This is a genomic window from Kitasatospora sp. NPDC001664 (genome assembly GCF_053596675.1).
This window is the reverse complement of record NZ_JBSFGS010000045.1, coordinates 14,157-26,074: the sequence shown is the minus strand read 5'-3', so window position 1 is coordinate 26,074 and position 11,918 is coordinate 14,157. Positions and strand designations below refer to the sequence as shown.

The window sequence follows — 11,918 nt, the reverse complement described above, 5'->3', positions numbered from 1 at the left end:
GGTGGACCGTTCTGACGGGAAGACCGGCCTGGCCCTGGCGGCCCACGCCCGTGAAACGGTCGGCAGGTCCAGCCGCTCCCCGCTCAGCGTGCCGCCGCCGATCGCGGCCTGGCCCAGGGGCGCTGCTCGTCGACGGCCGCCCCGACACCATGCCGCACCAGCGGATCGTCCACGTCGACAGGCCGGAAGCGCTCGCCGACGTGCGGCTGCGCGAGGTCGCCCCCGACCGGCTCGCCGAGGCTCCTGCTGGACGACTCGACGTCGCCCTTCGGATGAGCCGCCGGTCATCCGCTGCCCGTTCGCGCGAACCTCCTCCTCAGCGGGCCAGGTCGCGGCGGGCGAGCAGGGCGAACGCCGCGCCGATCCCGACCGCGCCGATCAGGCACAGCAGGGCGAGCGAGGCCCACGGGACGGTGCCGTCGGCGAGTGCGTCGCCCGGGGTGTAGTAGTGGAACGGACTGGCGTAGCGCAACGGTGAGGCCGGGGACCAGGCGAGGGCGACGAAGTTGAGGGCGAAGCCGATCGCGCCGAAGGCGATGACGGTGCCGATCACCTGGGCCCTGCCCCGGGCGACGGCCGAGACGGCCAGGGCCGGGCCGGTCATGCAGAGGGAGAAGCCGAAACCCAGCAGCCCGGCCACGAACACCCCGGTGACCGGCACCTCCCGGTGCAGGTCCGGTGAGAGGGCCACTCCGGCCGCCACCGTCAGGGTGGCCGCCAGGTTCAGCGCCAGGGTGACCAGCAGCAGCGCGGCCGTCCGTTCGCCCAGCAGCCGGGCCCGGGAGACCGGACGGACCATCAGCAGTTCCAGGGTGCCCGACTCCACGTCGGCCGCCACCGCGGCGGCCAGCGAGCCGATCGCGGTGAGCTGCATGGCGATCCAGAACGGGTGGACCAGCCCGGCACCGAGCAGTCCGGGGTAGCTGGCGATCGAGACCTCGCCGGCCGAGCCGCTGAACGCCTTGAACGCGCCCGGCGGGGTCTTGCCACCCCCGGCGAAGAGCTGCATCGGGGAGAGGGTGCCGGTGATCACCACGATCAGCGCCTCGAACAGCACCATGCCCAGCGCCAGGGCGACCAGCATCCGACGGCGCCGGTGCAGCGCCAGCCACAGCAGCGGTAGGCGCGTTCTCATGACCCCTCCTCGGGCGTGGTCGGCTCGCGGTAGAGGTCGAGGAAGGCCTCGTCCAGCCCGGCCTCCTCGACCGTCAGGTCGGCCACCGGCAGGGCCAGCAGGCCGCGCAGCGCGTCCGGTACCTCCGACGGTGGCACCAGCAGCTCGACCCGGTCCCCCTGCCAGTCGGGCTGCCAGCGGTCGGCCGCGCCGAGCGGCCGCGCGCCCAGCCCGTCGGCGAAGAGCAGCCGGACCCGGCGGGCCCGGGCTTCGCGCAGTTCGGCGACGCCGCGCACCGTGACGAGCCGGCCCGCCCGGACGATCGCCACCCGTCCGCAGGCCCGTTGGACCTCCGGCAGGACGTGGCTGGAGAGCAGGACGGTGCGCCCGGCGGCCCGGGCCTCGGCGAGCAGCTCGAAGAAGGTCTCCTGGACCAGTGGGTCCAGGCCCTCGGTCGGCTCGTCCAGCACCACCAGTTCGGGGTCGTGCTGGAACGCCTGGACCAGGCCGATCTTCTGCTTCATGCCCCGGGAGTACTCCCGCACCGCCCGTGCCAGCACCGTCCCGGAGAGCCCGAGCCGTTCGCACAGCTCCGCCCTCCTGGGCGTCGGCGCGCGCTGCAGGTCGGCCAGCAGGTCGAGGGTCTGACGGCCGGTCAGCTCGGGGTAGAGCCGGAGCTCACCGGGCAGGTAGCCGAGGGAGGGAGCCAGCCGGCGGTGGTCGGCGACCGGGTCGAGGCCGAGCGCCCGTACCCGGCCCCCGGAGGGCCGCAGCAGCCCGGTCAGGCAGCGCAGCACGGTGGTCTTGCCGGCCCCGTTCGGGCCGAGCAGTCCGAACACCTCACCGGTCGCGACCGTGACGTCGAGGTGCTCGATGCCCACCGTGCGGCCGTAGTGCTTGGTCAGCGCCCCGAGTTCGATCGCGGGAGCCGGGCCTGTCATCGGGCACCTCCTGGTGGGTCGCGGATCCCGGCACGGCGGTGGCGTCGTGCTGACGGGATACCCGTCCGGGCAGCACCCACTCTGCTTCCGGCCTCGCCGCCCGGGCGAGAGCCGCCCGGCCCACCGGACAGGGCCACTCGGCACTGGCCCGGAACGTGACCGACCGGCTGTGCTGGAGCACGGGGGAGCTCGCCGCACGACCGAGGAGCCCGACCCGAACCTCTACGCGGACCGGCTGCGCCACCGACGCCGACTCGTGGCCCGCGCGCCGAGATGGGAGACGAATCACCGTGCCTGTCACCACCACCGTCGATCCGGTGCCCCGTGGCCTGACCGAGGATCAGGCACGCCGCCGGCTCGCCGAGTTCGGCCCGAACAGCGTCGAGGCCGCTCCACGGACGCCCTGGTGGGCCCGGGTGGCCGCGCAGCTCAGGGACCCGTTGATCACCGTCCTGCTCGCGGCCGTGGCCCTGACCGTCGCCATCGGCGACCACGCCGACGCGACCGTCATCGCCCTGGTGATCGTGGTGAACACGGTGGTCGGCGTCGTCCAGGAGATCCGCGCCGACCACGCCGTCTCCGCCCTCACCGCACTCTCCGCCCCGACCGCCCGGGTGCTGCGCGAGGGCGAACAGCGCGAGGTGCCGCCGGAGACCGTCGTCCCGGGCGACGTCCTGGTGCTCGGCGAGGGCGACATCGTGCCCGCCGACGCGGCACTCGTCCAGGCCTCGGCCCTGCTGGTGGACGAGTCGATGCTGACCGGTGAGTCCGTCCCGGTGGAGAAGGAGGCCCGGCCCGGATCGGACGTCCTGCAGGCCGGCACCGTGGTGCTGCGCGGCCGGGCCCGGGCCGTGGTCACCGCGACCGGCGCGGCGGGTGCGCTCGGCCGGATCGCGGCCCTGCTGCACCCGCGGTCGGAGCCCACCCCGCTCCAGCGGCGGCTCGCCGGACTGGGCCGGGTGATCGCCGCGGTGGCCACCGGGCTGTGCCTGCTGGTCTTCGCGCTGGGCCTGGCCCGGGGCGAGCCGCCCGAGGTGATGGGCGTGACCGCGATCAGCCTCGCGGTCGCCGCCGTCCCGGAGTCGCTGCCCGCCGTGGTCACCCTGGCCCTGGCGCTCGGCGCCCGCCGGATGGCCGCCCGGCAGGCCGTGGTGCGCCGGCTCGCGGCCGTCGAGACCCTCGGCTCGGTCACCGTCCTGGCGACCGACAAGACCGGCACCCTGACGGAGGGTCGGATGGTGGCCGAACGGGTCTGGACCCCGGCCGGACAGGTCGAGATCCACGGCGACGGCTACCGGCCGTCCGGCGAGGTGCTCGCGCAGGGGAGTCCGGTCGGAACCGAACTGCTCTCCCCGGTGCGCCGGTTGCTGCGCTCGGCGGCCCTGTGCAACGACGCCGCGCTGCGCCCGCCCGACCCGGGTGGCGCGGAGTGGACCGCCCTCGGCGACCCGACCGAGGCGGCCCTGCTGGTGGCAGCCCACCGGGCGGGCTGCGACCCGGACGCCCTGGTCAGGACCCACCCGCGTACTGGCGAGGTGCCGTTCGACAGCCTGCGCAGGCGCATGACGACCCTTCACCACCTCGATCCGCACGCTGTCCTGGTCTGCCTGAAGGGCGCACCGGAGGCCGTCCTGGACCCGGCGGTGCTGGACGAACCGCTGGACCTGCTCGCCCGGGCCCGGGCCGAGGCGGCCGGGCTGGCCGCCGAGGGCTACCGCGTCCTGGCGGTCGCCGACGGGCAGCGCAGCGGGCTCCCCACCCACCCGGCCGACGCGGAGACCGGGCTGTGCCTGCTCGGCCTGGTGGCGGTCAGCGACCCGCCGAAGGCGGCAGCGGCCGAGACCCTGGCCGCCTGCCGCCGGGCGGGGATCGTCCCTGTGATGATCACCGGCGACCATCCGGCCACCGCTCGCGCCATCGCGGTCCGGGTCGGCCTGCTGCCGCCCGATGCGGAGGGCCACGAGGTGGTGACCGGGCAGCAGTTGGCGGACGGCGAGGTCACGGACGTGACCGCGGTGCGGGTGTTCGCCCGCACCGGTCCCGAGCAGAAGCTCGCCATCGTGCGGGCCCGGCAGGACCGCGGAGAGGTGACCGCGATGACCGGGGACGGCGTCAACGACGGCCCCGCGCTGCGGCAGGCCGACATCGGCGTGGCGATGGGCGGGCGCGGCACCGAGGTCGCCCGGCAGGCCGCCGACCTGGTACTGGCCGACGACCAACTCGCGACCGTGGTGGCCGCGGTCGAGGAGGGACGCCGGGTCTACGACAACATCCGGCGCTTCCTGCTGTACGGACTCGCGGGCGGCACGGCCGAGATCCTGCTGATGCTGCTCGGTCCGCTGTTCGGCCTGACGATCCCGCTGACGGCCGGTCAGATCCTCTGGGTCAACCTGCTCACCCACGGCCTCACCGGCGTGGCCACCGGTGCCGAACCGGTCTCCCCAGCGGCGATGCGGCGCCCGCCCCGGCCGCCGGGCCAGCAGGTGCTCGGGGCCGGCCTGTGGCAGGGCGTGCTGCTGCTCGGCACGGTGGTGACGGCGGCTTCCCTGGCCGCCGCTCTGTGGGCCGTGGAGGCCGGACGGCCCTGGCAGAGCGTGCTGTTCCTGGCTCTGCTGACGGCGCAGCTCGGCATGGTGCTGGGCCTGAGGGAGCGCGTCCTCACCCGGGAGAACCCGTTCCTCCCGGCGGCGGTGGCCGCCTCGGCGGCACTCGCCGCAGCCGCCCTCTACCTGCCGTTCCTCAACGGACTGTTGGGCACCGTCCCGCTGGGGACGGCGGAACTCGCGGTGGCGGCGGCAGTGGGTCTGACCGGCTTCGCGGCGGCCAGCCTCCGGGCCGTGGCCACCAGGAGGATCCGGCCGAGCGGCCCGGAGCACCGGGGCCACTCGGCCCTGCTGGATCGGCGCGGGCCCGCCTACCGTGAGGACAGGGCCGCCGAGGGCGCGGCCACCGGACCGGTGGAGGAGCCATGACATCCGCCAGTGAACGCCGACCGGTCGTCCTGGGCGTGGACTCCCTCCGGCCGTCCCCGATGGCCGTCGCGTGGGCGGCCGACGAGGCCGGCCGGCGAGGGCTGCCCCTGCGGCTGGTGCACGCGGTGCCGTCCGAGCCCGCCCTGCACCGCCCGTTCGAGCAGGCCAGGTACCAGCAGGCGCTGCGCGAACAGGGCGCCGAGGCACTGGAGAAGGCGGAGGCCACCGCCCGGGCCAGGCACCCGGGGCTCGAGACCTCGATCGCCCTCGGCGAGGGGACGGCCTCCCACCTGCTCTGCCGGGAGTCCGCCGACGCCGAGCTGATCGTGCTCGGCTCCCGCCACCTCTCCCGGGTCGAGGAGGTCCTCAGCGCCCGGTCGGTCACCGTACCGGTGAGCGCCCAGGCCGACTGCCCGGTCGCGGTGGTGGGTTCACCCGAGCACGTCACCCAGGATCCGCCGTACCTGGTGGTCGGGGTGGACGCCAGCCCCTCGTCGGTGGCTGCCGTGGAGCATGCCTACCAGGCGGCGGCCCTGCGCGGCGCGGAGCTGCACGCGATCTGGGTCTGGCAGCCTCCCTTCGTGGCCCTGGCGGCCGAGGAGTTCTCGCTCCGCGAGGGGCGACGGCTGCTGCACGAGAGCACCGCCGGCCTGTCCGCCACCCACCCGGACGTCCGGGTGGTCCACGAGGTGCTGGTCGGCCACCCGGTCGAGGAACTCGCCAAGGAAGCCGAACACGCGCTCGCCGTCGTGGTCGGCCGCCGCGGCCGGGGCGGCTTCACCGGCATGCGTCTGGGCTCCGTCCCGCACGGGCTGCTCCACCGTGCGACCAGTCCCGTGGTGACCGTCCCGTCGGCGCGGTGAGCTACGGCCGGCCCGTGGTGCGACACGACGGGATGACCGAAGGGTAACGTTTCTCCGGTTTTGATCCTTCTAGGGTGATCACGCACTGCACATCCGGTACCGGAAGGTACCTGCACCCCGAGGGGTCAGTCCCATGCGCCTTCGTCAGGCCGCCGTCACCACCGTGGGCGTCTTCGCCCTGCTGTTGTCCGCCCCGTCGCCCGCGAACGCCGCCTCCGGCGACTTCGAGTACAAGACCGCCGCCGGAGTCGGGGCGGTGCTCCCCGACCCCACCAGCGGCATCTGCCTCAACCTCGACGGCGCCACCGAGGAGAGCCCCGCCCACTCCCCGAGGAACTTCACCGACGCCACGGCCACCGTCTTCCTCGACTCCGACTGCGGCGGCGACACCTACTACGTCATGAACCCCGGCAAGAAGCTCGGAAGCCGACTCAAGCTGCGCTCCGTCATCTTCTCCTGACGACCGATCAGCGCCCGGTCGGGAAGCGATGCCGTGGCGCTCCCCGACCAGGTGGCGGCGTCGACGGCCGGGCCTACGCCCTGGCGCGCGGTAGGCCCGGCAGTGCCGGCCCCGGGGGATCAGGCACGCGGACGGTAGGCCCGCGGCTGCTCGAACCGCTGACCCGTGTCGTCCTCGGCCCAGTCGAGCGTGTGGTGGACCGCGACGACGCCGTCCACCGCGCGGCAGAGCCGTTCGGCGACCGGGATCAGGCTGCGGCGGGGGAGGCGTCCGGTCAGGGTGACCACGCCGTCGGTGACGTCGGCTCGGACCGCGTCGGCGGCCAGCCACAGGGTGGCGCCCAGGACGTCGTGGTTGATCTCCTCGCGGATGGCGGCGTCGTGGCGCAGGAAGACCTGGAGCAGGTCGCGTCGGCTGACGATGCCGATCAGCCGGCCGGCCTCGTCCACCACCGGCAGGCGCTTGATGCGGTACTTGTCCATGGCGCGGGCGGCCTCGGGCACCGACCAGCCGGGGCGGGCGGTGACGGCGGGGCTGGTCATCAGTCCGCCGGCGGTCTCGGCCTCGGCCCGGGCGCGGTCGCCGGGGTTCAGCCAGCGGCCGGGCGAGTGCCCGTCGGGGTCGGGGAGTACGGCCTCCTTGCGGAGCAGGTCCGCCTCGGAGACCATGCCGAGCGGCCGGTCCTGGTCGTCGAGGACCGGGACCGCCGTGATGTCGTTGCGGTGGAACAGGCCCGCGACCTCCTTGAACGGGGTGTCCGGCCCGGCGGTGACGACCTCACGGGTCATCACGTCGCCGACGGTGCGGTGCTGCATTGTCCTCAACTCCTCGGGTCGGTGTCCTCAGAGTGGCCCCGTGAGCGCGGCCCGGGACAGGGCCGTTCGGACCTGCCCAGCGGGCCGGAACGGCCCAGGACACCCGGCAACGGCAGGGCGCACGATGAGAGGGCGGGGGACACGGCAGGAGGACGGACATGGACTCGAACGCTCCTCAATCCACAGCTCGTCCAGGGCTGTTGACGTTCCTCGGCGGGGTCGGCACGGTGACCGGCAGCAAGTTCCTGCTGGAGACCGACCGCTCGCGGGTGATGATCGACTGCGGCCTCTACCAGGGCCTGGCCGACCTGCGCCGCCGCAACCGCCGCCCGTTGCCGCTGGATGCGGCCGACATCGACGCCGTCGTGCTCACCCACGCCCACCTGGACCACTGCGGCTACCTGCCCCGGCTGGTCAAGGACGGCTTCCGCGGCCCGGTGCTCACCACCCGGGACACCGCCCGCCTGGCCGAACTGGTCCTCCGCGACAGCGCCCACCTCCAGCAGGAGGACGCCGACCGCGCCAACCGGGGCGGCTGGTCCAAGCACCGCCCCGCCGTCCCCCTCTACGACGAGCAGGACGCCGAACGCGCCATCGCCATGCTCGACCCGGTCGCCCTGGACACCGATGTCGAGATCACCGGCGGCACGGTGCTGCGCCTGCACCACGGCGGCCACATCCTCGGCTCCGCCTGGGTCCACCTCACCCTGGAGGACGGCCACACCCTGGCCGTCAGCGGCGACCTCGGCCGCCCCGTCCACCCACTCCTGCGCCCGCCCGAGCCGTTCACCGGCGCCGACGTGCTGCTGATGGAGTCCACCTACGGCAACCGTCAGCACGAGGAGACCGCCGCCCGCGAGCGCTTCGCCACCGCGATCGAACGCACCCTCGCCCGCCGCGGCACCGTCGTCATCCCCTCCTTCGCCGTCGACCGCACCGAGGTGGTCCTGCACCAGCTCGCCGAACTGCGCGCATCCGGCCGCCTGCCCGCCCACATCCCGGTGTACGTCGACAGCCCGATGGCCCTGGCCGCCCTGGAGATCTACCGCGAGGCCTTCACCACCCGCTCGCCCCAGCTGCGCCCCGAGGCGCTGGCGGCGGGCGAGCGAGCGCTGAGCCCCGAGCCGTTCACCCTGATCCGCTCCCTCCAGGAGTCCCTCGCCCTGGCGGACTCCGACGCACCGTCGGTCCTGGTCTCCGCCTCTGGGATGGCCACCGGCGGCCGCGTCGTCCACCACCTCGGCCGACTGCTCCCCGACCCCCGCAACACCGTCATCGTGGTCGGCTACGCCGCCGCCGGCACCCGCGCCCGCGATCTGGTCGACGGCGCAAGGGTGTTGAAGATGTACGGCGGCTACGTCCCGGTCCGTGCCGAGGTGGTCAACGTGCCCGCCTTCTCCGCCCACGCCGACGCCGCCGAGATCATCGACTGGCTGCGCCAGGCCCCGCCGCCCAGTGCCACCTACCTGGTGCACGGCGAACCCGAAGGCTCCCGGGCGCTACGGGACCGGATCGACCGGGAGCTCGGCTGGACCGCCGTCGTCCCCCGGCCCGGCGAGCGGGTACTCGTGCGCTGACGGCTCAGTCCGACGCTCCGTCACGGCGGCGTCAGGCGCCGTCCGGGAGGGGCCTGCACGTGTTGGGACGAGGGCCCGGGAGCGAACTCGAGGTACGCGTCGCGGACTTGGCCATCACTGACGAGCCCGATCCAGCTCCACCGGCGGCCCCGGGCATGGGCGTGGGCGAGCGCCGTGGCGGCGCCCGGCGCCCGCTGTCGGCAGGTCCGTCCGCCGGCCGACGGGCCGGGCCGCAACGGGGTGGTCCGGCCTCGTCGCGGGCTGACGCACCGTCAGCGGGCTGGGCATCAGTCGTGCGGGACGACCGCGACCGGAGCGTAGGCGTGGTGCAGTACGGCGTGGGCGGCCGGGCCCAGCCGCATCCCCACCGGGTGTGGCCGGCGGCGCCGCCCGACCACCACCAGTGCGGCGGCGTCCCTGGACGCCTCCACCACCGCACCGGCGGCCGTGCCAGCGCGGGCGTCCAGAATGACGGGTACATCCGGATAACGGTCGCGCACGGGGTTGACGGCCGTGTCGAGTCGCTCGAGCTCGATGTTGCCGAGCTTCTCCCAGGTCTCGTGCGGCGGCACCCAACCCGAGTAGCTCCAGGCGGCCGGCAGCTCCCAACCGTGCACCGCACGGAGCTTGGCACCGAGCAGGTCGGCCTGCCGGAAGGCGAACTCGAGCGTCACCGACGACGGGGCGTGGCTGTCCACACCGACCACCACCTCGCCCTTCTGGTGGCCGCCGGTGGTCTCGGAGGACGAAGCGCGCACCAGGACGGTGGGCCGCTCGCAGCGGGCCGCCACCGCGAGGCCGACCGAGCCGACCACCAGACCGGCGAAGCCACCCAGGCCGCGCGAGCCCAGCACCAGCGCCCCGGCCTGCTCGGCGCTCCTCACCAACAGGTCCGCCGGGTCACCACCGACCAGCAGCTCGGCCCTGACCGTCAGACCAGGGTGCGCCCGACGGACCTCCGCCGCCGTTTCGTCCAGCAGCTGCTCCGTCAACCCCCGCACGCCACCCGGCGCTCCGGGGGCGGAGCGGGCGTCGTCCGACCAGGTCTGGACGTGGCTGATCCGCAGCTCCGTCCCACGGCGCGCGGCCTCCGCCGCTGCCCAGGTGACCGCGGCCCGGCTCTCGGGCGAGCCGTCGACACCGACCAACAGTGTTCGGTTCATGGCGGACCCCCTCCTCGTGTCCTCCGGCCCGGGGCACGGCGCACCGGGCCGAGAGACCAGCTTCGGCCCGCGCCGTTCCCGCACACAGGGCCGTTCGGGCCGCCCCTGCGGGACCGGTGGTCCCTGGACCTCTCCGTGTTCGACCTGGCCTTGGACCCCGTGATTGCCGAGCCTCGACGCTGCTTCGTGCGCCGCAACCCGGTCCGCATCATTGCGGCCTGGGCCCTGGTGGTCGGCGACTGCGAGGAGCCGCGAGGGGCAGCGCCGGCGCGCATGTCCCGCCGGGGCGTACTCCGCCTGGTCAGGCTGACTGGCGGGGGGCGGGCGGGGTGAGGACGGCGAAGGTCTCGTCGACGAGGTGGCCCAGATCGCCACGTGCGCCGTCGGCGCTCCACTGCTCCAGGGCGATGTTGAGGCAGTCCAGAGCTGCGGCGGCGCGCACCGACTGGGCGAGCGTCGCCGACCGGTCCGTCCCGGTGCGGGTGGCGAGGGCTCGGGCCAAGAGGGTGCGCCAGCCGTCCTGCTTCTCCAGTCGCCGTGCGCAAAGCAGCGAGGTCTCCGCGACCAGCGCCAGCAGGGCGAGGGCGTGCTCGGGGTCGCGGAGGTAGGGGGCGATGGCGGTGTCCATGGCCCGCCGCAGTGCGGTCCAGTCGTCCTCGGCCGCCGGGCGCGCGCGCAGTGCCCCCGCGAGCTGCTCGCCCTGGGCGTCGAACGCCTCCAGGGCGGCCTCCTCCTTGCTGCGGAAGTACCGCAGGAACGTGCTGCGCGACACGCCGGCCGCATGGGCCAGGTCGTCGATCGTGACCTTTTCGAACCCGCGCTCCCGGAACAGGTCGAACGAGACCTGCGCCAGCTGCGCCCGTACGGCGGCGCGGGCGATGCCCCTGCTGCCCGTGCCCTGTGTCGTGCTCACTGCCCGATCCCCGCTTCCGTTCGCCTCCGCCTCTCGGTAATGGTACAAAGGAACGGATGTGGAACTGAGTGTCATGAATGACCGAATGGCCCATAAAGGGATTGTTGCTTCACTGAAGCGACGGGGACTCCCCATCCCACGAGCAACGACCGACGAGCAGCGGACGGGATGGCCCAAGGCCCCCACCCGCCGCCGCGAACGCAGGAGCACCGCCATGACCAAGACCCTCGGCATCATCGGCAGCGGCATGATCGGCAGCACCATCGCCCGCCTGGCCGTCACCGCCGGCCTCGACGTCGTCATCAGCAACTCCCGTGGCCCGCGCACCTTGCAGGCCCAGGTTGCCGACCTCGGCCCGCAGGCCCGGGCAGCCACCCCCGCCGAGGCCGCCCGCGCCGCCGACCTGGTCGTGGCCGCCGTCCCGCTCGGCGCGATCGGGCAGCTGCCCGCCGATGCCCTCGCCGGGAAGACCGTCATCGACGCCATGAACCACTACCCCGAGCGGGACGGTGGCCTCCTCCCACTGGAGTCCGGAGAGCTCACCTCCAGCGAACTGGTCCAGCACCACCTCCCCGGCGCGCACGTGGTCAAGGCGCTCAACAACGTTTTCTTCGCGCACTTGGCCGTCCTCGCCCGCCCGGCCGGAGCGCCCGATCGCAGCGCGCTGCCTGTCGCAGGCGACGACCCGTCGGCCGTTGCCGCGACCGTCGCGCTGCTCGACGTGCTCGGCTACGACGGCGTCCCCTTCGGCACCCTCGCGGACAGCTGGCGCACCGAGCCCGGCACCGCGGTTCAGGCCGTCCCCTACGCGCAGGCCCCGGCGACCGAGCCCGAGAGCTGGGACTGGATCTTCCAGGCCCCCGCCGCCCCCGCGTCCGCCGCCCGCATCCGCGCTCTTCTGGACTCCGCCGCACGGACGCCCGCTCCCTGAACCAATTGGGTCGGCCCTCGCCGCCCGCAGCCCGGGGAGCTGCTCGCCGAGCTCACGCTGGGGTCGCCGCGGGCAGCGCGGCACCGTCGGCACCCACCGAGCCGATCAGAAACGCGAGCCGGTCGGGGGCTCGATGCCCTGCTTGACGCGTGCGGGGAGCGGCACGTTC

Annotated in this window: 10 protein-coding genes; 5 read left to right on the top strand and 5 right to left on the bottom strand. The window is 74.3% G+C overall.

What is annotated here, in order from left to right:
• Positions 1–316: 316 nt before the first annotated feature.
• A complete protein-coding gene (locus tag ACWCYY_RS37800) occupies positions 317–1,135 on the bottom strand; it encodes an ABC transporter permease subunit (RefSeq protein WP_449798620.1) in 819 nt (272 codons plus the stop codon).
• Positions 1,132–2,055 carry an ABC transporter ATP-binding protein gene (locus ACWCYY_RS37795; protein WP_449798619.1) on the bottom strand — a complete coding sequence of 308 codons (924 nt, stop codon included), beginning with the start codon at positions 2,053–2,055 and terminating at the stop codon, positions 1,132–1,134. Before ACWCYY_RS37795 ends, ACWCYY_RS37800 begins: the two co-directional genes overlap by 4 nt.
• A gap of 290 nt (positions 2,056–2,345) precedes the next feature.
• Between ACWCYY_RS37795 and ACWCYY_RS37790 the strand changes: the two genes are divergently transcribed.
• The 3 genes from ACWCYY_RS37790 to ACWCYY_RS37780 all read left to right on the top strand — a co-directional run bounded on the left by ACWCYY_RS37790 (position 2,346) and on the right by ACWCYY_RS37780 (position 6,350).
• The gene (locus ACWCYY_RS37790) at positions 2,346–5,027 is read left to right on the top strand and encodes a cation-translocating P-type ATPase (RefSeq protein WP_449798618.1); all 2,682 of its coding nucleotides are present in this window, start codon (positions 2,346–2,348) and stop codon (positions 5,025–5,027) included.
• Positions 5,024–5,890, top strand: a complete 867-nt coding sequence (locus ACWCYY_RS37785) for a universal stress protein (RefSeq protein ID WP_345285135.1) — start codon at positions 5,024–5,026, stop codon at positions 5,888–5,890. Before ACWCYY_RS37790 ends, ACWCYY_RS37785 begins: the two co-directional genes overlap by 4 nt.
• A 133-nt stretch (positions 5,891–6,023) precedes the next feature.
• On the top strand, positions 6,024–6,350 hold the full coding sequence (locus ACWCYY_RS37780) for a hypothetical protein (RefSeq protein WP_449798617.1): 327 nt from the start codon (positions 6,024–6,026) through the stop codon (positions 6,348–6,350).
• Positions 6,351–6,469: 119 nt separating this feature from the next.
• Here ACWCYY_RS37780 and ACWCYY_RS37775 read toward each other — a convergent pair whose 3' ends face one another.
• A complete protein-coding gene (locus tag ACWCYY_RS37775) occupies positions 6,470–7,165 on the bottom strand; it encodes a CBS domain-containing protein (RefSeq protein WP_449798616.1) in 696 nt (231 codons plus the stop codon).
• Between the two features lie 227 nt (positions 7,166–7,392).
• Between ACWCYY_RS37775 and ACWCYY_RS37770 the strand changes: the two genes are divergently transcribed.
• Positions 7,393–8,742: an MBL fold metallo-hydrolase RNA specificity domain-containing protein gene (locus tag ACWCYY_RS37770; RefSeq protein WP_449798615.1), complete on the top strand. Its 1,350-nt coding sequence runs from the start codon at positions 7,393–7,395 to the stop codon at positions 8,740–8,742.
• Positions 8,743–9,029: 287 nt separating this feature from the next.
• Here the strand turns inward: ACWCYY_RS37770 and ACWCYY_RS37765 are convergent, their stop codons facing one another.
• Positions 9,030–9,905, bottom strand: coding sequence for a universal stress protein (locus tag ACWCYY_RS37765; protein WP_345285143.1), 876 nt, complete (start codon positions 9,903–9,905; stop codon positions 9,030–9,032).
• A 301-nt stretch (positions 9,906–10,206) separates the two neighbouring features.
• Entirely contained in the window at positions 10,207–10,818 is a 612-nt protein-coding gene (locus ACWCYY_RS37760; RefSeq protein WP_345285145.1) for a TetR family transcriptional regulator, read from the bottom strand.
• Between the two features lie 73 nt (positions 10,819–10,891).
• Between ACWCYY_RS37760 and ACWCYY_RS37755 the strand changes: the two genes are divergently transcribed.
• Positions 10,892–11,749, top strand: coding sequence for an NAD(P)-binding domain-containing protein (locus ACWCYY_RS37755; RefSeq protein ID WP_449798638.1), 858 nt, complete (start codon positions 10,892–10,894; stop codon positions 11,747–11,749).
• Positions 11,750–11,918: the final 169 nt, after the last annotated feature.